The sequence below is a fragment of the Actinosynnema sp. CS-041913 genome (assembly GCF_050942485.1).
Lineage (GTDB): Bacteria > Actinomycetota > Actinomycetes > Mycobacteriales > Pseudonocardiaceae > Actinosynnema.
Genome location: NZ_CP192037.1, coordinates 8,239,879 through 8,261,954 on the forward strand (window position 1 = coordinate 8,239,879; position 22,076 = coordinate 8,261,954).

General features: G+C 71.7%; 19 protein-coding genes and 1 riboswitch. Of the genes, 13 read left to right on the top strand and 6 right to left on the bottom strand.

What is annotated here, in order from left to right; genetic code table 11:
* Positions 1-217 precede the first annotated feature (217 nt).
* The 3 genes from ACQPZF_RS37010 (at position 218) to ACQPZF_RS37020 (ending at position 3,132) form a co-directional block, all read left to right on the top strand.
* Complete coding sequence (locus ACQPZF_RS37010) at positions 218-571, top strand: SSI family serine proteinase inhibitor (protein ID WP_433265112.1); 354 nt, start codon at positions 218-220, stop codon at positions 569-571.
* A 148-nt stretch (positions 572-719) separates the two neighbouring features.
* Complete coding sequence (locus ACQPZF_RS37015) at positions 720-2,636, top strand: ABC1 kinase family protein (RefSeq protein WP_433265114.1); 1,917 nt, start codon at positions 720-722, stop codon at positions 2,634-2,636.
* A gap of 10 nt (positions 2,637-2,646) precedes the next feature.
* On the top strand, positions 2,647-3,132 hold the full coding sequence (locus ACQPZF_RS37020; RefSeq protein ID WP_433265116.1) for a glutathione peroxidase: 486 nt from the start codon (positions 2,647-2,649) through the stop codon (positions 3,130-3,132).
* An 18-nt stretch (positions 3,133-3,150) separates the two neighbouring features.
* On the opposite strand, the gene ACQPZF_RS37025 is transcribed toward ACQPZF_RS37020, so the two are convergent.
* The 3 genes from ACQPZF_RS37025 to gcvH are packed head-to-tail and all read right to left on the bottom strand — an operon-like array spanning position 3,151 to position 5,321.
* Positions 3,151-3,549: a hypothetical protein gene (locus ACQPZF_RS37025; protein WP_433265118.1), complete on the bottom strand. Its 399-nt coding sequence runs from the start codon at positions 3,547-3,549 to the stop codon at positions 3,151-3,153.
* Positions 3,550-3,570: 21 nt separating this feature from the next.
* Positions 3,571-4,935, bottom strand: a complete 1,365-nt coding sequence (locus tag ACQPZF_RS37030) for an L-serine ammonia-lyase (protein WP_433265120.1) — start codon at positions 4,933-4,935, stop codon at positions 3,571-3,573.
* A 5-nt stretch (positions 4,936-4,940) separates the two neighbouring features.
* Entirely contained in the window at positions 4,941-5,321 is a 381-nt protein-coding gene (gcvH, locus tag ACQPZF_RS37035) for a glycine cleavage system protein GcvH (RefSeq protein ID WP_433265122.1), read from the bottom strand.
* A gap of 141 nt (positions 5,322-5,462) precedes the next feature.
* Positions 5,463-5,554: riboswitch (glycine riboswitch) on the bottom strand.
* A gap of 229 nt (positions 5,555-5,783) precedes the next feature.
* Here gcvH and ald point away from each other — a divergent pair.
* The 6 genes from ald (at position 5,784) to ACQPZF_RS37065 (ending at position 13,779) form a co-directional block, all read left to right on the top strand.
* Positions 5,784-6,890, top strand: coding sequence for an alanine dehydrogenase (ald, locus tag ACQPZF_RS37040; protein ID WP_433265124.1), 1,107 nt, complete (start codon positions 5,784-5,786; stop codon positions 6,888-6,890).
* A gap of 382 nt (positions 6,891-7,272) precedes the next feature.
* Positions 7,273-7,455, top strand: a complete 183-nt coding sequence (locus ACQPZF_RS37045; RefSeq protein WP_433265125.1) for a hypothetical protein — start codon at positions 7,273-7,275, stop codon at positions 7,453-7,455.
* A gap of 1 nt (position 7,456) precedes the next feature.
* Positions 7,457-7,834 (top strand): hypothetical protein, encoded by a 378-nt coding sequence (locus tag ACQPZF_RS37050; protein ID WP_433265127.1) that lies wholly within the window; start codon positions 7,457-7,459, stop codon positions 7,832-7,834.
* A 46-nt stretch (positions 7,835-7,880) separates the two neighbouring features.
* Positions 7,881-9,053, top strand: a complete 1,173-nt coding sequence (locus ACQPZF_RS37055) for an ABC transporter ATP-binding protein (protein WP_433265129.1) — start codon at positions 7,881-7,883, stop codon at positions 9,051-9,053.
* Complete coding sequence (locus ACQPZF_RS37060; protein WP_433265130.1) at positions 9,053-9,928, top strand: hypothetical protein; 876 nt, start codon at positions 9,053-9,055, stop codon at positions 9,926-9,928. Before ACQPZF_RS37055 ends, ACQPZF_RS37060 begins: the two co-directional genes overlap by 1 nt.
* A 95-nt stretch (positions 9,929-10,023) precedes the next feature.
* Positions 10,024-13,779, top strand: coding sequence for an ABC transporter ATP-binding protein (locus ACQPZF_RS37065; protein ID WP_433265132.1), 3,756 nt, complete (start codon positions 10,024-10,026; stop codon positions 13,777-13,779).
* 581 nt (positions 13,780-14,360) lie between these two features.
* Here the strand turns inward: ACQPZF_RS37065 and ACQPZF_RS37070 are convergent.
* Together ACQPZF_RS37070 and ACQPZF_RS37075 are read right to left on the bottom strand one after the other, a co-directional pair.
* A complete protein-coding gene (locus tag ACQPZF_RS37070) occupies positions 14,361-14,849 on the bottom strand; it encodes an SRPBCC family protein (RefSeq protein WP_433265134.1) in 489 nt (162 codons plus the stop codon).
* Positions 14,846-15,211 (bottom strand): ArsR/SmtB family transcription factor, encoded by a 366-nt coding sequence (locus ACQPZF_RS37075; protein ID WP_433265136.1) that lies wholly within the window; start codon positions 15,209-15,211, stop codon positions 14,846-14,848. Before ACQPZF_RS37075 ends, ACQPZF_RS37070 begins: the two co-directional genes overlap by 4 nt.
* Before the next feature lie 416 nt (positions 15,212-15,627).
* Between ACQPZF_RS37075 and ACQPZF_RS37080 the strand changes: the two genes are divergently transcribed.
* Together ACQPZF_RS37080 and ACQPZF_RS37085 are read left to right on the top strand one after the other, a co-directional pair.
* Positions 15,628-19,317, top strand: coding sequence for a multifunctional oxoglutarate decarboxylase/oxoglutarate dehydrogenase thiamine pyrophosphate-binding subunit/dihydrolipoyllysine-residue succinyltransferase subunit (locus ACQPZF_RS37080; RefSeq protein WP_433265138.1), 3,690 nt, complete (start codon positions 15,628-15,630; stop codon positions 19,315-19,317).
* Between the two features lie 3 nt (positions 19,318-19,320).
* Positions 19,321-19,503 (top strand): DUF6104 family protein, encoded by a 183-nt coding sequence (locus ACQPZF_RS37085; protein WP_433265140.1) that lies wholly within the window; start codon positions 19,321-19,323, stop codon positions 19,501-19,503.
* Positions 19,504-19,576: 73 nt separating this feature from the next.
* Here ACQPZF_RS37085 and ACQPZF_RS37090 read toward each other — a convergent pair whose 3' ends face one another.
* Positions 19,577-20,116, bottom strand: coding sequence for an AAA family ATPase (locus ACQPZF_RS37090; RefSeq protein ID WP_433265142.1), 540 nt, complete (start codon positions 20,114-20,116; stop codon positions 19,577-19,579).
* A 119-nt stretch (positions 20,117-20,235) separates the two neighbouring features.
* On the opposite strand from ACQPZF_RS37090, the gene ACQPZF_RS37095 reads away from it, so the two are divergent.
* Positions 20,236-21,627 carry an O-antigen ligase family protein gene (locus ACQPZF_RS37095; protein WP_433265144.1) on the top strand — a complete coding sequence of 464 codons (1,392 nt, stop codon included), beginning with the start codon at positions 20,236-20,238 and terminating at the stop codon, positions 21,625-21,627.
* Complete coding sequence (locus tag ACQPZF_RS37100; protein ID WP_433265146.1) at positions 21,624-22,070, top strand: hypothetical protein; 447 nt, start codon at positions 21,624-21,626, stop codon at positions 22,068-22,070. The genes ACQPZF_RS37095 and ACQPZF_RS37100 overlap by 4 nt, the downstream gene beginning before the upstream one ends.
* Positions 22,071-22,076: the final 6 nt, after the last annotated feature.

The window sequence follows — 22,076 nt, forward strand, 5'->3', positions numbered from 1 at the left end:
CCGACCACCCTGGTCCCCTTAAGAGTGAAGCGGACTCGACAGTGACCCAGGTCACAAACGCCGATCCGGACGACCGCACTTACCCGCAGGTAGCAAGGGGCGGGCGCGAACCGTCGGGGGCGCGCGTCGCCGATCCGGTGAAGTGTGCCGACTGGGAAACCACACGATGTGGTGACATGACTGGAGGACGTGCCGTCGGGCACGCCACTGTGAGGGCATGGCACCACTCCCCCTACTCGCGGCCATCGCCGCACTCATGCCCGTCTTCGGCGTCCCGGATTCCACGTTCGAGCTGAGCGTGACCCGCGGCGAGGTGGTGCAGGCCATCGCCCTGGTCTGCGAGCCGGCCGGCGGCGACCACCCCAAGGCCGAGCAGGCCTGCGCCGCGCTGTCCACGGTGGACGGCGAGATCTCCCGGCTGACCGAGGACAACGTCGCCTGCACGATGGAGTACGACCCGGTGACGGTCACCGCGACCGGGCTCTGGCACGGCGAGATCCGCGGCTTCACCGCCCAGTACTCGAACCCGTGCGTGATGCGCGCGGCGACCGGACCGGTGTTCGACTTCTGACGCCGGCTCCACGAGAAGAGGAGTTTCCCCAGGTCACCGGCCTCCACGGGGAGGTCCGACGCACCAGGGCGACCCGAGCGGTCGCCGCCGGGTCCGTCGTCTCAGCTTCGCCGATCTATCCTCCGCGCGAAACGGGTGGGGGAGAGACATGGGCGATTTCCTGGTGTACACGGTCGGCGTGCCGCTGACCTTCCTGGCGATGATCCTCGGCATCGCGCTGGCCGCGCGGCGCATCCTCGGTCTGCGGGTGGGGCTCGTCCGCACGGCGTTGGCGTGCATGGTGGGACTGTCGCTGACGGCGGGCGTGCTCAGCGGGATGCCCGAACCGGAGACCACGGGTGCGCTGGGCACCGTCCAGTTCGGCATCGCGCTGCTGCTGATGATCGCGCTGCTGACGTTCGCCGAGATCATCGTGCCGACCGGGTCCGTGCCGCCGCCGACCGAGTGGTGGCGGGCGGTCCGCGGTCGGATCTCCCGCGCGCGGCGGTACTCGCGGATCACCGCCATCGCGTTCCGGCACGGCCTCGGACCGTACCTGCGCGGCCGGGAGCGCACCGACACCCGGCTCGCGCGGTCGCTGCGGCTCGCGCTGGAGGAGGGCGGGGTCACGTTCGTCAAGCTCGGCCAGGTGCTGTCCACCCGGCCGGACCTGCTGCCGCCGGAGGTCGTGGACGAGCTGACCCTGTTGCAGGACAAGGTGCCCGCCGCGCCGTGGGGGTCCGTGCGGGAGGTGCTGGTGGCCGAACTCGGCGCGCCCGAGGAGGTGTTCGCCGAGTTCGACGAGACGCCGATCGCGGCGGCGTCGGTGGCGCAGGTGCACCGGGCGCGGCTGAAGTCCGGCGAGGACGTGGTGGTGAAGGTGCAGCGGCCCGGCGTGCGTCGGGTCGCGGACGGCGACCTGGACATCGTGAACCGGCTCGCGGCGACGCTGCACGAGCGGACGCGGTGGGGCAAGGCGCTCGGCGTGAAGGACCTCGCGGCGGGGTTTTCCGCCGCGCTGCGCGAAGAACTCGACTTCCGGGTGGAGGCGCGCAACCTGCTGGCGGTGCGGGCGGCGTCCGCGGACACCGCTGTCGTGCTGCCGCGGGTGCACGAAGACCTCTGCACGGCAAGGGTCCTGGTGATGGAACGGCTCGACGGCTCACCCGTGCGGTCGGCGTCGCTGGACTCCGTGGACCGGGACGCGCTGGCCCGTTCGCTGCTGGACGTGCTGCTGCGCCAGGTGATGCTCAACGGCGTGTTCCACGCGGACCCGCACCCCGGGAACATCCTGCTGCTGCCCGACGGCCGGCTCGGCATGCTGGACTTCGGCTCGGTGGGCCGGATCGACGCGCAGCTCCGCTCCGCGCTGGGGAAACTGCTGCTCGCCATCGACCACGGCGACCCGGCCGGCCTCCGGGACGCGCTGCTGGAACTGGTCGCCCGGCCCGACGAGATGGACGAGCAGCGACTGGAACGGGCGCTCGGCCAGTTCATGGCACGGCACCTCGGCGCCGGGATGCGGGCGGACGTGGAGATGTTCGGCGACCTGTTCAAGCTGGTCTACCGGTACGGGCTGAGCATCCCGCCGGAGATAGCGGCCGTGTTCCGGGCGCTGGCCACGGTGGAGGGGACGCTGGGCGCGCTGTCGCCGGGGTTCAACATCGTGGTCGAGTCGCGGGCGTTCGCGGACCAGCAGTTCAGCGAGCGCCTGACGCCGGAGTCGTTGCGGCGCACGGTGACCGAGGAGCTGTACTCGATGCTGCCGATGATCAAGCGGCTGCCCCGGCGGGTCGAGCGGATCTCCAGCGCCCTGGAGCAGGGCCGGCTGGGCCTGAGCATGCGGCTGTTCGCCGACGAGCGGGACCGGCACTTCGTGGTCGGCCTGCTGCACCAGGTCATGCTGACCGTGCTCGGCGCGACGGCCGGCCTGATGGCCGTGCTGCTGCTCGGCGCGGACGGCGGCCCGCAGGTCGCGCCGGACATCTCGCTGTACCAGGTGTTCGGCTACAACCTGATGGTGATCAGCGTGCTGCTGGGCCTGCGGGTGGTCGTCACCGTCTTCCGGCCCCGCAGCGGCACGTAGGCTGGGCGGCATGAGCATCCACGACATCGCCGTGCACACCCTGTCCGGCGAGCCGAGCAGCCTGGGATCGTTGCGCGGCAAGGCGTTGCTGGTGGTCAACGTCGCCTCGCGGTGCGGGCTCACCCCGCAGTACGCGGGCCTGGAGCGGCTCCAGGAGCGGTTCGGCGGCGCGGGCTTCTCGGTGGTCGGCTTCCCGTGCAACCAGTTCGCGGGCCAGGAGCCGGGCACGGCCGGGGAGATCGCCGAGTTCTGCTCGGCGACCTACGGGGTGACGTTCCCGATGTTCGAGAAGGTCGAGGTGAACGGCCCCGGCCGGCACCCGCTGTACGCGGAGCTGGTGTCGTTCGCGGACGCCGACGGCGCGGCCGGCGACGTGGCGTGGAACTTCGAGAAGTTCCTGGTCTCGCCGGCCGGCGAGGTGGTGGCCCGCTTCCGCCCGACGACCGAGCCCGAGGACGGGTCGGTCGTCAAGGCGATCGAAGCGGTGCTCCCCTAGCCCTGCGGCACACCGGGCCTAAACCCTGCGGTACACCGAGACGTCGTCCCGCCACACGCCTTCGACGTCGGGTGAGGACTGGACGATCGTCATCTCGTCGGGCGCGCCGAGGATCCGCCACGCCCTGGCGGCCTCGGCCTGCCCGTCGAACAGGATGGTGCACAACGCGTTCGGCTCGACGATCGTCCGGACGCGGTCGTAGGTGCCCTCCAGCGCGGTGTCCCCGCCGGGGTTCAGCCGGTACTCGATGTGGATCGGCTCCCCCGTCCCCCGCACGCCGTCGATGACGGCCACCAACTGGTCGCCGTCGAGCCGCAGCTCGTACCGCCCCTCTTTCGGCGGCACACCGCCGGAGTAGGCGGTGCGGCCCGGGTCCAGGACCCACCGGCCGAGGAACGGTTCGAGGTGTTCACGCATCGGCTTCCCCCTGGCGAGCGCTCAGCATTCGATGACGTTGACCGCGAGACCGCCGCGCGCGGTCTCCTTGTACTTGCTCTTCATGTCCTTGCCGGTCTCCCGCATGGTCTTGATGACCTTGTCCAGCGACACGAAGTGCGAGCCGTCGCCGCGCAACGCCATCCGCGCCGCGGTGATCGCCTTGATCGACGCCAGCGCGTTGCGCTCGATGCACGGGATCTGCACCAGTCCGCCGATCGGGTCGCAGGTCAGCCCGAGGTTGTGCTCCATGGCGATCTCGGCCGCGTTCTCCACCTGCTCCGGCGTGCCGCCCAGCACCTCGGCCAACCCGCCGGCGGCCATCGAGCACGCGGAGCCGACCTCGCCCTGGCACCCGACCTCCGCGCCGGAGATCGACGCGTTCTCCTTGAACAGCACGCCGACCGCGCCCGCCGTCAGCAGGAACCGCACCACGCCGTCGTCCGACGCGCCCGGCACGAACCGGGTGTAGTAGTGCAGCACCGCCGGCACGATGCCGGCCGCGCCGTTCGTCGGCGCGGTCACCACCCGGCCGCCGGCGGCGTTCTCCTCGTTGACGGCCAACGCGAACAGCGTCACCCAGTCCATCACGCGCAACGGGTCGGTGGCGTAGTGCTCGGCCGCCATCCGCCGGCGCATCTCGGCCGCGCGCCGCCGCACCTTCAGCCCTCCCGGCAGCACACCGGTCGTACCGCAGCCGCGTTCGACGCACTCCTGCATGACGCCCCAGATGTGCAGCAGGCCCGCCCGCACGTCCTCCTCGGACCGCCAGGACGTCTCGTTGGCCAGCATGACCTCGCTGATGGACAGCCCGGTCTCGCGGGTCCGCGCCAGCAGTTCGTCGCCGGTCCGGAACGGGTGTGCGACCGGCGTCTCGTCGGGCTTGATCCGGTCCGCGCCGGTCGCCGTCTCGTCGACCACGAACCCGCCGCCGACCGAGTAGTACACGGCCTCGTCCACGACCTCGTCGCCCCGGTACGCCGCGAAGCTCATCCCGTTGGGGTGCAGCGGAAGGGACTTGCGGCGGTGCATCACCAGGTCGGTGTCCTCGCGGAACGGGACCTCGTGGACCCCGCCGAGCAGCAGCCGGTCGGTCGCCCGGATCTCCGCCACCCGCCGGTCGGCCTCCGTAGGGTCGACGTCCTCGGGCCGGTGGCCCTCCAAGCCGAGCAGCACGGCCTTGGGGCTGCCGTGGCCGTGCCCGGTCGCGCCCAGGGAGCCGAAGAGCTGGACGTGCACCCGGTCCACCGACGAGACCCGCCCGCCCAGTCGCGCCACGAACATCGCCGCCGCGCGCATCGGGCCGACCGTGTGCGAACTCGACGGCCCGATACCGACGGAGAACAGGTCGAAGACGCTGATCGCCACGGCGCTCAGTCCCCGGTGAGTTCCGCGTACTTGGCGGCCGTCAGCAGGCCCGAGGCGTCCTCCACGAGGACCTTGAACAGCCAGCCCGCGCCGTACGGGTCGTTGTTGACCAGCGAGGGGTCGTCCGCCGCCGCCGTGTTGACCTCCACGACCTCGCCGCTGACCGGCGCGTACAGGTCGCTCACCGACTTGGTGGACTCCAGCTCGCCGCACACCTCGCCGGACTTCACGCGGTCGCCCACCGCCGGTAGCTGCACGAACACGATGTCGCCCAGGGATTCCGTCGCGTAGGACGTGATGCCGATCGCCACGGGGTCCTGGGTACCCGGCGTCCAGTCGACCCACTCGTGCTCGGGGGTGTAAAGCAGGTTGTCCGGAAATGTCACGTCAGCTCCTCGGTCCACGCGTCCAGGCCCCCTCTCTGTCCTGGGACCTGAGAGCTTCGCCGCGGCGTCACGACGGCTGTGCCGTCGATCGGACCCGGCTTGCACCGTGGGTGCGCGCGCGAGCACGCTTTCCAGAGTCGCCTCACCCGAGCGGTTCTCGTTGCCTGAGAGTGTGCGGGGTACTTGCTCCTTCGGCGCTCCACAGTCGCTGGAGGCTCTCCCGCTCGGGTTCCGGTGTCACGGGACACCGCGGCCGATGTTCAGTTGGGCGAACGCACGCAAGCTAAGTCCCCGGCGGGACGGGTGTCAACGCGGGCCCGGGGAGATGTCCAGGGCGGTTCGGGCACACTTCGTTGTGCGGGCCGCACAACCGCACGGGGGCCCGTTCGTGCGGCCGGAACGATGACAGCCGGATGGCGGTACCGGAGCTTTGGCGGTAACAACGGCCGAAGGAGCCCCACCGTGCGGATCTCAGTTCCCCGCGAGATCAAGAACCACGAATACCGCGTCGCGCTGACCCCGGCGGGCGCCCACGAGCTGACCCTGCGCGGTCACGACGTGTTCGTCGAGGCGGGCGCGGGCCTCGGGTCGGCCATCACGGACGACGAGTACCTGGCGGCCGGCGCGAAGATCCTCGCCACCGCCGAGGAGGTGTGGGGCGAGGGCGACCTCGTGCTCAAGGTGAAGGAGCCCATCGCCCGGGAGTACCCGCTGCTGCGCAAGGGCCAGACGCTGTTCACCTACCTGCACCTGGCCGCCGACCAGCCGCTCACGCAGGCCCTGCTCGACTCCGGCACGACCGCGATCGCGTACGAGACCGTGCAGACGACGAACGGCGCGCTGCCGCTGCTGGCCCCGATGTCGGAGGTCGCGGGCAGGCTGGCGCCGCAGGTGGGCGCGTTCTCGCTGATGAAGCCGTCCGGCGGCCGGGGCGTGCTGCCCGGCGGCGTGCCCGGCGTGCACCCGGCGCGGGTGGTCGTGATCGGCGGCGGCGTCGCGGGCCTGAACGCGGCGACCATCGCCGTGGGCATGGGCGCGGACGTCGAGATCCTGGACACCAACGTCGACCGGCTGCGCCACATCGACGCCCTCTACCGGGGGCAACTGCGCACCGTCACGTCCAACCGCTACTCGGTCGAGCAGGCCGTGCGCGAGGCGGACCTGGTCATCGGCGCGGTGCTGGTGCCCGGCGCGAAGGCGCCCAAGCTGGTCAGCAACGCGCTGGTGGCGGAGATGAAGCCCGGCTCGGTGCTGGTGGACATCGCGATCGACCAGGGCGGCTGCTTCGCCGACTCCCGGCCCACCACCCACGCCGACCCGACCTACCAGGTGCACGAGTCGGTGTTCTACTGCGTGGCGAACATGCCGGGCGCGGTGCCGCGCACCTCCACCTACGCGCTGACCAACGTGACGCTGCCCTACGCCGTGGCGCTGGCCGACAAGGGCTGGCAGGCCGCGCTGCGGGCGGACAAGGCGCTCGCGCTGGGGCTCAACGCGCACGAGGGCCTGCTGACCAACCAGCCGGTCGCCGAGGCGCACGGCCTCACCCACACCCCGCTCGAAGTCTGACCACCACCGGAAGAAGGGGCGGCCACCGCGTCGGGTGGCCGCCCCTTCTCGCCTGTCCGGAGAACGACTCGCCTGTCCGGAGAACGAAAGGCGGCCCGCTCAACCAGCCTGGGGGTCACTGGGAGCGGGCCGCACGGCCAATTCTAGCCGGGAACCGGCCGCCGTGCCCAGCCGCCCCGCCCACTTGACGCACAGATCTTTACCTCGTGCACCACAGCCCGTGGCCGGCCTCAAGCAAACGAGTGAATTCACCGCGTAACGGGTAAGTCACGACGCCCGGTCGGCCGATGGACAGAGCGGGACACCCGCCGCCGCACCCGCGGGTTCGTCCGACCGCGTGGCGCTGCCCACGCGTCGCCGCCACCCTCCGATCGGAGCGCACATGGCTGAAGCACAGGGCTGGATCGACTGTCACGACCCGTTCGGACGGGACCGCTCGATGACCGTGCTGGTCGAGGACGACCGGGTGTTGCTGGTGTCCCCGCCCGGCGAATCGGCCGTGATGTCCGTCACACAGACCCGCAGGCTGCACCGCCTGTTGGACCAAGCCGCCGACAGGATGTGACGTGGACGAGACTCTGCGGGCCGCCGTGCTGCACCGGCTCTCCCAGCTCGACGAGGTCGCCGAGCGGGGCGCGGCCGAGGCGCTCGTGCCGCTGGCGCGCGCCGAGATCAACCGGCTCGCCGACGGCTGGCGGCTGCTGCTCACGGTGCACCAGCCCGATTCCGACAGCCGCTGCCGGGTCTGCCCCGGCGTGCTGCGGCACAAGAAGTGGCCCTGCCAGGTGTGGACGATGGCGCACCAGCACCTGATCGGCGAAGGCCTCCCGCACCGCGAACGGCGGCACCCGCTGCGCAGCCCGTTCAGCCGGCTGCACGACACGGAGCGGACCGCCGAGATACCCGCCGTGGTCTCGAAACCGCGACACGCCCTTCCCGACTGACCCTCCTAGGGCAGGATGGCGCCCGAAGAGCATTCGGGAGGGACGCGTGCACGACGGCAGTGGCCGCATCGTGGTGCAGAACTTGACCAAGCAGTTCGGTCCGGTCGCAGCGGTGCAGAATCTCAGCTTCACGGTGGAACCGGGGTCGGTGACCGGCTTCCTGGGACCTAACGGGGCGGGCAAGACGACGACGCTGCGCATGTTGCTCGGGCTGGTGACGCCCACGGCGGGCATCGGCCTGATCAACGGCCGGCCGTTCACCCAGCTCGGCAACCCGGCGCGGGTGGTCGGCGCGGTGCTGGAGGCGCAGGGCTTCCACCCGAAGCGCTCGGCGCGCAACCACCTGCGGGTGTACGCGGCGGCGATCGGCGTGCCGGACTCGCGGGCCGACCAGGTGTTGCAACTGGTGGGCCTGGGCGCGGCGGGCGACCGCCGGGCGGGCGGGTTCTCGCTGGGCATGAAGCAGCGGCTGGCGCTGGCCACCGCGCTGCTCGGCGATCCCCAGGTGCTGGTGCTGGACGAGCCCGCGAACGGCCTGGACCCGGAGGGCATCGCGTGGCTGCGGACGTTCCTCCAGTCCTACGCCCGCAGCGGGCGCACGGTGCTGATCTCCAGCCACCTGCTGGCCGAGGTCGAGCAGACGGTGGACCAGGTGGTGATCATCTCGCGCGGCCAGACCATGTACTACGGGCCGTTGGACAACCTGCGCGACCAGCAGCAGAGCCGGGTGCTGGTGCAGCCGTCGGACACCGGCGCGCTGGTGGCGGCGTTGCAGGCGGAGGGCATCACGTCCATCGAGCAGGTGCCGGACGGGCGGATCGCCGTGGCGGGGGTGGAGGCCAAGCAGGTCGCCGACACCGCGCTGAAGGCGGGCGTGTCGATCTACGGCATCCAGGAGGAGAAGGCCGACCTGGAGCAACTGTTCTTCCGGCTCACCAACGGCCAGTACGCCGCTTCGGGCCCGAACCAGTACGCGGGTCCGCAGCAGGGCAGCGGCTACTACGCGCCGCCGCCGGGCTACCAGCAGGGTTACCAGCAGGCCGGGCCGCCGCCGGCGGTGCCCCCGGGCTACCAGCAGCACGGCTACCAGGCCTCGCCGCCGCAGGGCTTCCCGCAGCAGCAGCCCGGCTACCAGCAGCCCCCGCCACCCGGCTACCAGGACCCGCCGTCGGGTTACCAGCAGGGACAGGGCCAGGGCGGTCTGGGGGGCGGTGCGTGATGCTGGGCAACCTGATCAAGGCGGAGTTCCGCAAGACGACCACCACGGGCCTGTGGTGGGGCCTGATGATCCCGACCGTGCTGATCGCCCTGGGCTGGGCGCTGGGCACCGGGTTCATCGGCAAGAACATCATGGACGCGGTCGGCAGCTCGGACGCCGAGGAGCTGACCCGGATCCTCGGCATCGACCCGTCGCAGTGGCAGGTCGCCCTGTTCGGGATGGCGCGCAGCATCAACATCGCGACCATCTTCCCGATGATCTTCGGCGGGCTGGCGATCTCGAACGAGATCAACCGCAAGACCATCACCACGACGTTCCTGACCTCGCCGAACCGGGTCTCCGCGCTGAGCGCGAAGCTGGTCGTCTACGTGCTGTGGGGCGCGCTCTACGGCCTGGCGATCGTGGCGGCGGTGAGCATCGGCATCGCGATCACCTCGGACGCGAGCGCGCTGCCGGACGCGGGCGGCTGGCTGGCGCTGGCGGCGGTCGGCGTGCTGTCGTCGATCCTGATGACGATGTTCGGCGTGGGCGTCGGCGCGCTGATGGTCAGCCCGGTCGGCACCACCGTGGTGCTGGTCCTCTACATGCTGATCCTGGAGAACGGCATCCAGCTCGTGATCGGCACGCAGGGCATCCCGGAGCTGATCGGCTTCCTGCCCAACGGCTCGGTGAACGGCCTGACCGGCTCGGTGGCGTCGTCGCTGTTCCTGTCCACGGCGGGGGTCGTGCCGGAGGACCTGGAGGCGGTGCTGCGGGCGATCGCGGGCGCGCTGGGCGCGTTCGACTGGTGGCTGAGCGGGTTGATCTTCCTGGCGTGGACGGCGGTGTTCTTCCTCGGCGGCTGGGCCGTCACGCAGCGCAAGGACATCACCTGAGCAAGTGAATCTCCGCTGAGAGGGCCGTCTCCCCTGAGAATGGGAGGCGGTCCTCTCAGTCTGTGGCCCCGTCCCTGTCGGCCCCCCGACCTAATGTGGATCGCGTGACGCACACCGAGGGATGGATCCGCAGACTCGCCACAGCGTGCTGGCAGCACCGGTCGCTGGTGGTGTGGTCGGTGCTGGCCGCCGTCGTCGGCGTGGGTCTCCAGGCGGTGTCGCCGCTGCTGATCAAGGTGGCCGTGGACGACGCGATGGCCGGCCGCACGGACCGGTTGGCGCTGCTCGCGGCGATCCTGGTGGGGTTGGAGCTGCTGACCTTCGGCACGGCGTTCGTCCGGCGCTTCCTGGGCGGGCGGCTGGCCGTGGACGTGCAGCACGACCTGCGCCAGGCCGTGTTCGGCGCGGTGCAACGGCTGGACGGGCCCAAGCAGGACGCGCTGCGCACCGGCCAGGTGGTGTCCCGCTCGATCACGGACCTCCAGCTTGTCAACAGCCTGCTGTCGATGACGCCGCTGGCGTTCGGCACGGTGGTGTTCGCGGTGGCGGCGCTGGTGGCGATGTGCTGGCTGTCGCCGCTGCTGACGGTGATCGCGCTGGTGGTGGTGCCCGCCGTGGCGATCGTGGCGGCGCGCAGCCGGCTGACGCTGTTCCCGGCCACCTGGTCGGCGCAGCAGCGCGCGGCGGACGTGGCGCAGCACGTCGAGGAGACGGTCACCGGCGTGCGGGTGGTGAAGGGCTTCGGGCAGGAGGCCCGCGAGGTCGCGCGCCTGGAGTCGCGGGCCAGGGCGCTGTTCGCGGAGCGGATGCGGGCGGCGCGGCTGGCGGCGCGGCCGACCGCGACGCTGACCGCGCTGCCGTTCCTGGGCCAGGTGGCGGTGCTCGCGCTGGGCGGGTGGCTGGCGCTGCGGGGCGACGTGTCGCTGGGCACGTTCCTGGCGTTCGCGACCTACGTGGCGAACCTGGTCGGCCCCACCCGGCTGCTGTCCAGCCTGATGGTGACCGCGCAGCTCGCCCGCGCGGGCGTGGAGCGGGTGTACGAGCTGATCGACTCGCAGCCGGACGTGGTGTCCGGCGCGGCGGACGTGCCGGCCGGGGCGGTGTCGGTGGAGCTGGACGGGGTGACGTTCGGCTACACGCGCAGCGAGCCGGTGCTGACGGACGTGTCGCTGAAGGTCGCGCCCGGCGAGACGGTGGCGGTCGTGGGCACCGCCGGTTCGGGCAAGTCGACGGTGTCGCTGCTGCTGCCCCGGTTCTACGACGTGCACGCGGGCGCGATCCGGGTCGGCGGGGTGGACGTCCGGGAGCTGCGGCTGGAGTCGCTGCGGCAGGCCGTGGGCGTGGTGTTCGAGGAGGCGTTCCTGTTCTCGGACACGATCCGGGCGAACATCGCCTACGGCCTGCCGGACGCGTCGGACGAGCAGGTCGAGGCCGCCGCGCGGGCCGCCGAGGCGCACGCGTTCATCGCGGCCCTGCCCGACGGGTACGACACGGTGGTCGGCGAGCGCGGCCTGACCCTGTCCGGTGGGCAGCGCCAGCGGGTGGCGTTGGCGCGGGCGCTGCTGTCCGACCCGCGGGTGCTCGTGCTGGACGACGCGACCTCGGCCGTGGACCCGGCGACGGAGGCGGCGATCCACCACACGCTGGCCGAGGTGACGGCGGCGCGGACGACGATCCTGATCGCCCACCGGCGCTCGTCGCTGACCTTGGCCGACCGGATCGCGGTGCTGGACGCGGGCGTGGTGGTCGACGTGGGCACGCACGCCGAGCTGGCCGAGCGCTGCGCGCTGTACCGGGAGCTGCTGGCCGGCCCCGGTGACGCGATCGAGCAGGTCGACCCGCGGGCGGACGCGCCGCTGGAGCCGGGCCCGGACGGCGTGACGCCGGAGCTGTGGCCGGTGTCCGAGGAGGACGAGGTGGCGGTCCGCGCGGCGAACCGGGCGGTGAGCCCGGCGCGGGTCGCCAGGGGCGCCGGGCGGGGCGGCGGCACGTCGGCGCTGCTCGGCGGCACCCCGCCCACACCGGAGCTGATGGAACGCGTGCACGCCCTGCCGCCCGCGCTGGAGGAGCCCGCGCTGCACGGCGAGGACCCGCGCGCGCCCGATCCGGGGTTCCGGCTGCGCACGCTGCTGCGCCCGGTGCGGTGGGTGATGCTCGGCGTGGGCGGGCTGCTGCTGATCGACTCGGCGCTCGCGGTCGTGCTGCCGAACCTGGTGCGGCTGGGCGTCGACCAGGGCGTGGTCGGCGGCGACGCGAGCAGGCTGTGGCTCGCGTCCGCGATCGGGCTGGTCCTGGTCGGGCTGGGCTGGGTGTCGGCGGCGGCGGGCGCGGTCGTGACGTCGCGGGTGGGCGAGCGCCTGCTGTACCTGCTGCGCGTGCGCAGCTACGCGCACCTGCAACGGCTCGGCCTGGACTACTACGAGCGCGAGATGGCCGGCCGGATCATGACCCGGATGACGACGGACGTGGACGCGTTGTCGAGCTTCCTCCAGACCGGGCTGACGACGTTCGTGATCAGCGTGCTGACCGTGGTCGGCATCGCGGCGGCGCTGGTCGCGACCGACCCGTCGCTGGCCCTGGTGGCGCTGGCGGTGCTGCCCGTCCTGCTGGTGGCGACGGTGGTCTTCCAGCGGCTGTCGTCGAAGGCGTACGCCGAGGCGCGGGAACGGGTCAGCGCGGTCAACGCCGACCTCCAGGAGAACGTGTCGGGCCTGCGCGTCTCCCAGGCGTACACGCGGGAGGCGCGGTCGGCGCAGGCGTTCGCCGAGCGCAGCGACGCCTACCGCCGGTCCCGGATCAGGGCGCAGCGGTACATCGCGACGTACTTCCCGTTCCTGGCGCTGCTGTCCGGGGTGGCGCAGGCGGCGATCCTGGTGGTCGGCGCGTACCGGGTGGCCGAGGGCACGCTGTCGCCCGGCGTGCTGCTGGCGTTCGTGCTCTACCTGGGGCTGTTCTTCGCGCCGCTGTACCAGCTTTCCGGCGTGTTCGACGGCTACCAGCAGGCGCGGGTGGGCCTGTCCCGCATCGGCGACCTGCTGCGCACGCCGACCAGCGTGCCGGCCGCCGCCGACCCGGTCCCGGTGGCGCGGCTGCGCGGCGAGGTGGAGCTGCGGCACGTGACGTTCCGCTACCCCGGCGCGTCCCGGCCGGCGCTGGAGGACGTGTCGCTGCACGTGGCGCCCGGCGAGACGGTGGCCCTGGTCGGTGCGACCGGCGCGGGCAAGTCGACCCTGGTGAAGCTGGTGGCGAGGTTCTACGACGCCACCGAGGGCGCGGTGCTGGTGGACGGTGTGGACGTGAAGTCCTACGACCTGTCGGCGTTCCGCCGGCGGCTGGGGGTGGTGCCGCAGGAGGCGCACCTGTTCGGCGGCGACATCGCGGAGAACGTGGCCTACGGCAAGGACTCCGCCACCGACGGCGAGATCGAGCAGGCCGTGCGCGCGGTCGGCGCGCTGCCCGTGGTCGCCGCGCTGCCCGCCGCGTTCCACCAGCAGGTGGGCGAACGCGGCCAGGCGCTGTCCGCCGGCCAACGCCAGTTGGTGGCGCTGGCCAGGGCCGAACTGGTGCAACCGGACCTGCTCCTGCTGGACGAGGCGACCGCGGCCCTCGACCCGGCCACCGAGTCGGCGGTGCTCGCGGCGAGCGACCACCTGGCGGTGGCGAGAACGACCTTCGTGGTAGCCCACCGCCTGGCAACCGCGGCGCGGGCAGACCGGATCGTCGTGCTGGACGACGGCCGCATCGTGGAACAGGGCACCCACACCGCCCTACTACAGGCAGACGGCCCCTACGCCCGCTTGTGGTCCCACAGCATCGGCGACCCCCAGCCCGCCGGCCGACCGAGCCACTGAGGAGGCGCCCACGGACCACGTCCCTCCACCACCGCCGGCCGCTCACACCACACCGGTAGTCCCAACCCCAACGCCGCTTGGTCAAGGCGGAGGCATGTCCGGCGGCGTGCGGGCAGCAGGTGGCCGAGCATTGCCTTGGAAGGAGATAGTCGCCTGCTCGACTGCTGGGTTCTCGGTGTGGACAGCCACCCGGTAGTAGTCGTCCGACGTGGGGTGGTCGGCGCCGACGGGGAGGTTCCAGTACTCGGTGCACGCCGGATCGAGCGTCGTCGCCGACGTGGTCCCGGCCGGTGGCGCGACCGAGACCGGTTCCCCCTGCTGCGGAGCAGTCGTGATCAGGGCAGATGGGGTCGTGGCTGTCGTGGTCGTGGCTGTCGTGGTCGTCGTGCCGTGGTGACCGCTGAACCACGCCTGGAGGCGGACCAGTTCGGATGCCGAAGAACGCCAGGATCGACACGACCCCCGCGAGCACGGCGACCAACTTCTCACCGGAACCGCCCGAAAAGCCTCGGCGGCACGACGACGAGCCCGACACGCCGGTGACGGCGGTCGGGCAGGCCGGTCTTCGGCTTGGTCGCCGGTTACTTCTCGGCCAGCAGCTCGTCCAACTGCTCGTAGCCCTCGACGATGCCGACCTCCATGCCGCTGGACAGGGCCATGTCACGCCCCTCCTTGGTCTCGAAGACGCTCAGGCCGCGCAGCCGGGTCCGGCCGCCACCGAGGTCCTCGAAGGTCATCGTCTCCAGGCAGACACCGTCCGGGATGCCCACGAACGTGAACGTCTGCACGATCCGCTCGTCCGGCCGGATCTCGTGGAACGAGCCGTAGAACCCGTACTCGCCGTTGTCGTCCCGGTGGACGTACCGGTAGCCGCCGCCGGTTTGGGCGTCCCACCGCGTGATGTCCATGGTGAGCCCGCGCGGGCCCAGCCACCGCTTCACCAGCTCGGGCTCGACGTGCGCCCGGAACACGGCGGCCGGCGGCGCGTCGAACTCGCGGACGATCTCGATCGTCGGCAGCTCCGGGTCGGCCGAGATGGTGACCTCGGGGTGGGTCGTGGTGCTGGTCATGATGCTTCTCCTTCGCGTACGTCCCGGGCGCCCCGGTCCTCGGTCTCCGTCATCTCGGCGAGCACTGCGTCCAGCCGCTGGTAGCGCTGCTCCGCTTCCCGCCGGTACCGCTCGATCCACTTGGTCATCAGGTCGAACACCTCCGCTTCCAGGTGCACCGGCCTCCGCTGGGCCTGCCGACTCCGACTGACCAACCCGGCGTCCTCCAGCACCCTGAGGTGCTTGGACACCGCCTGCACGGTCACGGCATAGGGCTCGGCCAGCTCGTTGACCGTCGCATCGGCCACCGCCAACCGCGCCACCATGTCCCGCCGCGTGGGGTCCGCCAACGCCGCGAACACCCGCGAAAGCCGGTCCTCCACTGCGATCTCCTTACTCAACCTCTCGGTTGAACAAACACTAGAACCCAACCGCGCGGTTTGTCAACCAAATCGTTGAACACGCAGCTCAGAAGGCCTGTAGCCGCGCGGACGGCTCCATCACCCGACAACGACCCGGCACCCGCCGGAAAGCGGTAACGTGGGGTCGGGCCGGCTGCCGGAGCGCCGTGCCGCCCGAGACGCCGTGCTCGGCGGCGCGCGACCGCCTGTCACCACGACCGGGGTCACACCTCAAGGACAGGTCAAGCACCGTTAACACGATCGATGTCCGGATCGATCCTGTGAGGGAGCACTCCGTGGCCGCCCCCTCCTGTGTATGAACTGCACCAGACGGGGGACTAGCCTGACCATGAGTGAGTCATTACCAAGAGCGAGATGGATAGAGGCGAGCGCCAGCCGTGTCCAGCAGCAGTCCTGCTTCTTCACAGTTCGGCCCCAATGAGTGGCTGGTCGAGGAGATGTACGAGCAGTTCCTCGCCGACCCGTCGTCCGTAGACCCGGCCTGGCACGACTTCTTCGCCGACTACAAGTCGACGCAGCGGTCCGGGAACGGCACGAGCGTGGCCGCAGCGGAGAACAGCGGCACCACGTCGACCGCCGCGCCGACCGCCCCCACCGCCACCGCGACCAAGCAGCCGCCGGCAGCCAAGCAGCCGCCGGCCCCCAAGCCCGCGGCGACGCTTCCGGCGACCACGAGCAAGCCGGCGCCCGCGCAGGCCGCCAAGGCCGCCCCGGTGCAGCCGGCCGCCGGTGAGGAGCAGAAGCAGCTCCGCGGCGCCGCCGCCGCCATCGCGAAGAACATGGAGCTGTCGCTCACCGTTCCGACCGCGACGAGCGTGCGCGCCGTGCCGGCGAAGCTGCTGGCCGACAACCGCATCGTGATCAACAACCACCTCAAGCGCACCCGCGGTGGCAAGGTCTCGTTCACCCACCTCATCGGCTACGCCGTGGTCCGGGCGCTGCACGCGTACCCGAACATGAACCGGCACTTCGCCGAGGTCAACGGCAAGCCGCACGTGGTCACGCCGGAGCACGTCAACTTCGGCCTGGCGATCGACCTGCCCGGCAAGGACGGCTCCCGCACGCTGGTGGTGGCCTCCATCAAGGGCTGCGAGAACATGACGTTCACGCAGTTCTGGCAGGCCTACGAGGACCTGATCCGCAAGGCCCGCGCCGGCTCGCTGACCGCCGACGACTTCTCCGGCACCACGATCTCGCTGACCAACCCGGGCACGATCGGCACCAACCACTCGGTGCCGCGGCTCCAGGCCGGCCAGGGCGCGATCATCGGCGTCGGCGCGATGGAGTACCCCGCGCACTTCCAGGGCACCAGCGAGCAGGCGCTGGTCGAGATGGGCGTCAGCAAGATCATCACGCTGACCTCCACCTACGACCACCGCATCATCCAGGGCGCGGAGTCCGGCGAGTTCCTCAAGCGCATCCACCACCTGCTGCTCGGCGAGGACGGCTTCTACGACGACGTCTTCACGTCGCTGCGGCTGCCGTACGAGCCGATCCGCTGGGTCGCGGACATCCCCGAGGGCGCGGTCGACAAGACCGCCCGGGTGATCGAGCTGATCGACGCCTTCCGCACCCGCGGCCACCTGATGGCGGACACCGACCCGCTGAACTACCGCCAGCGCAGCCACCGGGACCTGGACGTCCTGTCGCACGGCCTGACGCTGTGGGACCTGGACCGGGAGTTCCCGGTCGGCGGGTTCGCGGGCCAGGAGCGGATGAAGCTGCGGGACATCCTCGGGGTGCTGCGCAACTCGTACTGCCGGACGGTCGGCGTCGAGTACATGCACATCCTGGACCCGGAGGAGCGCCTCTGGATCCAGGAGCGGGTCGAGGTGCCGCACGAGAAGCCGCCGGCCATGGTGCAGAAGTACATCCTGTCCAAGCTGAACGCGGCCGAGGCGTTCGAGACGTTCCTCCAGACCAAGTACGTCGGCCAGAAGCGGTTCTCGCTGGAAGGCGGCGAGACGGTCATCCCGCTGCTGGACGCGGTGCTGGACAAGGCCGCCGAGCACGAGCTGGACGAGGTCGTCATCGGCATGCCGCACCGCGGCCGGCTGAACGTGCTGGCGAACATCGTCGGCAAGCCGATCTCGCAGATCTTCCGCGAGTTCGAGGGCAACCTCGACCCCGGCCAGGCGCACGGCTCGGGTGACGTGAAGTACCACCTGGGCGCCGAGGGCAAGTACTTCCGGATGTTCGGCGACGGCGAGACCAAGGTGTCGCTGACCGCGAACCCGTCGCACCTGGAGGCCGTGGACCCGGTGCTGGAGGGCATCGTCCGGGCCAAGCAGGACACGCTGGACAAGGGCGGCGAGGGCTTCACGGTCCTCCCGGTCGCCCTGCACGGCGACGCGGCGTTCGCGGGGCAGGGCGTGGTGGCCGAGACGCTGAACCTGGCCCTGGTGCGCGGCTACCGCACCGGCGGCACGGTGCACGTCGTGGTGAACAACCAGGTCGGCTTCACCACCGCGCCGGAGAACTCGCGGTCGTCCAAGTACTCGACCGACGTCGCGAAGATGATCGGCGCGCCGGTCTTCCACGTGAACGGCGACGACCCGGAGGCCTGCTACTGGGTCGCGAAGCTGGCGGTGGACTACCGGCAGGCGTTCAACAAGGACGTCGTGATCGACATGGTCTGCTACCGCCGCCGCGGCCACAACGAGGGCGACGACCCGTCGATGACGCAGCCCGCGATGTACGACGTGATCGACACCAAGCGCTCGGTGCGCAAGACCTACACCGAGTCGCTGATCGGCCGCGGCGACATCTCGGTGGAGGAGGCCGAGAAGGCCCTCCAGGACTTCTCGTCGCAGCTCGAACACGTCTTCAACGAGGTGCGCGAGCTGGAGAAGCACCCGATCAAGATGTCGCCGTCGATCGAGCAGGAGCAGCAGGTCCCGGCCAAGCTGCCCACCGGCATCGACCGCTCGGTGATCGAGCGGATCGCCGACGCGCACGTCAACCTGCCCGAGGGCTTCACCCCGCACCCGCGCGTGAAGCCGGTGCTGGAGCGGCGCGCGAAGATGGCCCGCGAGGGCGGCATCGACTGGGCGTTCGCCGAGCTGCTGGCGTTCGGGTCGCTGGTGCTGGAGGGCCGCACGGTCCGCCTGGCGGGCCAGGACTCGCGGCGCGGCACGTTCGTGCAGCGGCACGCGACGCTGGTGGACCGCAAGAAGTCCGCCGAGTACACGCCGCTGCAGAACCTGTCCGAGGACCAGGGCAAGTTCATGGTCTACGACTCGGTGCTGTCCGAGTTCGCGGCGCTGGGCTTCGAGTACGGCTACTCGGTGGCCAACCCGGACGCGCTGGTGCTGTGGGAGGCGCAGTTCGGCGACTTCGTCAACGGCGCGCAGCCGATCATCGACGAGTTCATCTCGTCCGGTGAGGCGAAGTGGGGCCAGGTGTCCGACGTCGTGCTGCTGCTGCCGCACGGCCACGAGGGACAGGGCCCGGACCACACGTCGGGCCGCATCGAGCGCTTCCTCCAGTTGTGCGCGGAGGGCTCGATGACCATCGCGGTCCCGTCGACCCCGGCGAACTACTTCCACCTGCTGCGCCGCCACGCGCTGGACGGCGTGAACCGCCCGCTGGTGGTGTTCACCCCGAAGTCGATGCTGCGCCTGAAGACGGCGACGTCGCCGGTCGAGCCGTTCGTCGAGGAGCGCTTCCACTCGGTGATCGACGACCCGACCCACCCCGACCCGCAGACCGTCACGCGGGTGCTCCTGTGCAGCGGCAAGGTGTACTACGAACTCGCCGCCGAGCAGGAGAAGCGGGGCGTCGCGGACACGGCCGTCGTGCGGGTCGAGCAGCTCTACCCCGTCCCGGCCCGGAAGCTGACGGAGGCGCTGGAGCGCTACCCGAACGCGACCGAGGTCCGCTGGGTGCAGGAGGAGCCGGCGAACCAGGGCGCGTGGCCGTTCCTGGGCCTGGCCCTGCCGGAGCTGCTGCCGTCCCGGTTCGCGATCAAGCGCGTCTCGCGCCGCCCGATGGCCGCGCCGTCGGCCGGCTCGTCCAAGGTGCACGAGCTGGAGCAGCGCGAGCTGATCGCGAAGGCGTTCGAGTAGCCGATGTACTTCACCGACCGCGGTATCGAGGAGTTGGAGGCCCGCCGGGGCGAGGAGGACGTGAGCCTCGCCTGGCTGGCCGGCAAGCTCCGGGCGTTCGTCGACGCGAACCCGGAGTTCGAGACGGCCGTCGAGCGCCTGGCCACCTACCTGGCGCGGGACGACCAGGACGACTTCGAGGACTGACCGCTTCGCGAGCCGACTGCACTTGAACACCGGAGAGGGGCACCCGCGGGTGCCCCTCTTTTCTTGTGCGGAGTCAGGCGAGGTGGAAAGCGCCGCCCTCGATCGCCCGCAACGCGGCGGACGCCGTCGCGTCGGGGTCCTGCCCGGTGGAGTCCAGCGCGTGGCGCTCGAACGGCCCCAGGTCGGCGAACTGGCGGTGCAGTGAGCGCACCGGGTGCGGGTCGGTGAGCGCTTCGCCGCCGCGTTCCACCGCCCGCCGCACGGTCGTGGCCTCGTCCGGCCGCAGCACGAGGTAGTGCAGGTCGAGACCGGTGCGCGTGGCCGCCGCGCGGAACGGCTCCAGGAACCACGGGCCGACGATGCCGTCGCAGACCACCTGGTAGCCGCCCGCCGCGTAGCCGAACGCGGCCTGGGCCACGACGTCCACGACGACCTCGTTCTGCCGGTGCGCCTCGGGGCGGTAGGGCGCGAGCCAGCCTTGCCGGATGTACCGCCAGAAGTCGTCCGAGTGCAGGTGCACGCTCGGCGAGAGCGCGTCGGCGAGCAGCTTCGCGACGGTGCTCTTCCCCGCGCCGGGCGGCCCGGTGAGCACGATGACCTTGCCTGGGTTCACGGACACCGATCCTAGGAAAGGAAGAACCCGAGCCGGCGAACCCTCCTCAGCACGGCCCGCCACCGTTAAGATCCGCACGAGCCCTGCCACGGCGGGGTCCAGGTCTGGGGAGGCCGGCAATGGGGGGCGCTTTACCGGCGGACGCCGCGCGCGTCGGCGCACGTGACGCATGCGCACGCGACTCACGTGACGCAGGTGACTCACGTAACGCCGAAACGCTGCCGCACCACGTCCTGCTGCTGCTCGCCGCCCTCTCCGCCGCGATCGTCGCCCAAGGCGGCTACTACCTGCCCGGCCGCGTGCTGTCCGCCGTCCTGGCCGGGATCGCCCTCGTCGTCGCGCTCCGCACCCGAGGCCCCCTCCTGCTCCCGGCGGCGGCCGGCGCGCTGGCGCTGTGGGCCGTCGCACGGGCCGCGCTGGACGGCAAGCCGCTCACGGCCCTGCCCACGGTGGTCGCGCTCGGTGTGTTCGCCGCCGCCGTGCTGGTGGCGCAGCGCACCGACGTGCGGCAGCGGGAACTCGCCGCGTCCGCCGCGGTCGGCGTCGGCGTGCTGGTGGCGCTGACCGGCTGGGCCGCCGTGGCGTGGCGGATTCCCGGCTGGTCGGTGGTGGCGGACGGCCTGGCGCGGGCCGCGTCGACCCTGACCTACCCGAACGCGGCCGCCGCGCTGTTCGCCTCGCTCGCCGTGCTGGCGGTCTCCCGGCAGTCGGCGCCGCACGTGGCGGCGGCGTGCGTGCTGCTGGTCGGCCTCGGCGCGACGCTGAGCCGGGCGGGGCTGATCGCGGTGGCCGCCGGGCTGGTGGCGGCCGGCTTCCTGTCCGGGTGGCGGCGGACCGCGCGGCACGCGGGTCCGGCGGTGCTCGGCGCGGTGGTCGCGGTGGCGGCGCTGGCGCCGTCGTTCCCGGTGGCGGGCCCGGCGCGGCCGGTCCTGGCGGTCGCCGGCCTGCTGGCCGGCGTGGCCGTCGCGGTGGGGCTGGCGCGGGCGGGCGACCGGGTCCGGGTGGTCGGGCTGTCCGCCGGGTTCGGGCTGGTCGTGGTCGCGGCGGTGGTCTACGGGAAGCTGGACGGCCTGCTCGGAGGACGGCTGTCGCTGAGTTCACCGGACCGGCGGGGCGCGTTGGGCGCGGCGCTGGACCTGGTGGCCGCGAACCCGCTGGCCGGCGTGGGACCGGGGCAGGGCTGGTTCACCTGGCACCGCGACGGCACGCGCGTCATGCGGTACGTGCACAACGAGTACCTGCAAGTGCTCGTGGAACTGGGCGCGATCGGGCTCGCGCTGCTGGCGGCGCTGCTCGCCGCCGTGGTCCACACCGTTCGGCGGCGCACCGCCGGTCCGTGGGCGGGCGCGGTGGCGGCGCTCGTCGTGCTCGCCGTGCACAGCGGCTTCGACTTCCTCTGGCACCTGCCCGCCACCCTGCTGGCCGCCGGGCTCTACACCGGTTTCGCCTCATCCCGACCGACAGCTCCACCGACAGCCCAATCTCAACCGACACTGAAGGAGAGCACGTGAAGATGCCGACGTTCCGGGCCATGCGCTCGGCGAAGGTGATGGCGGTCGTCGCCGTGGCCGCCGGGGCCATCGTCGCGTCCGCCATTCCGGGCAGCGCCGATGTGAGCACCCAGTCGCCCTCGCTGGGCGGGGTGAGAGTCGAGTCGCCCGCCGTGCTCCAGGCCGGCGGCGCGGCGATCCTCGTCCCCGTCACCGCGGTCTGCGCACCCGGCACCTATGCCTACATCCACGTCCGGGTCACCCAGCGGGTCGGGAACGCCCTCGCCACCGGCGTCGGGGACAGCCGCATCCCGGACTGCACGGGCGGCTTCCAGACCTTCAAGGTTCCGGTGCACGCGTCGGGCAAGCCGTTCCGCAAGGGCGCGGCGTTCGCCTCGGCCAACCTGAACGGCCCGTTCCCCGGACCGGTCGAGGACCACCGCGAGATCCAGATCGCCAACTAGCTCGTC

Coding starts and splice junctions, on each gene's coding strand:
- ACQPZF_RS37070 (WP_433265134.1), bottom strand. CDS start 14,849: ATGACCAGCACCACGACCCACCCCGAGGTCACCATCTCGGCCGACCCG.
- ACQPZF_RS37085 (WP_433265140.1), top strand. CDS start 19,321: ATGTACTTCACCGACCGCGGTATCGAGGAGTTGGAGGCCCGCCGGGGC.
- ACQPZF_RS37020 (WP_433265116.1), top strand. CDS start 2,647: ATGAGCATCCACGACATCGCCGTGCACACCCTGTCCGGCGAGCCGAGC.
- ACQPZF_RS37025 (WP_433265118.1), bottom strand. CDS start 3,549: ATGCGTGAACACCTCGAACCGTTCCTCGGCCGGTGGGTCCTGGACCCG.
- ACQPZF_RS37010 (WP_433265112.1), top strand. CDS start 218: ATGGCACCACTCCCCCTACTCGCGGCCATCGCCGCACTCATGCCCGTC.
- ACQPZF_RS37060 (WP_433265130.1), top strand. CDS start 9,053: ATGCTGGGCAACCTGATCAAGGCGGAGTTCCGCAAGACGACCACCACG.
- ACQPZF_RS37045 (WP_433265125.1), top strand. CDS start 7,273: ATGGCTGAAGCACAGGGCTGGATCGACTGTCACGACCCGTTCGGACGG.
- ACQPZF_RS37015 (WP_433265114.1), top strand. CDS start 720: ATGGGCGATTTCCTGGTGTACACGGTCGGCGTGCCGCTGACCTTCCTG.
- ACQPZF_RS37095 (WP_433265144.1), top strand. CDS start 20,236: ATGGGGGGCGCTTTACCGGCGGACGCCGCGCGCGTCGGCGCACGTGAC.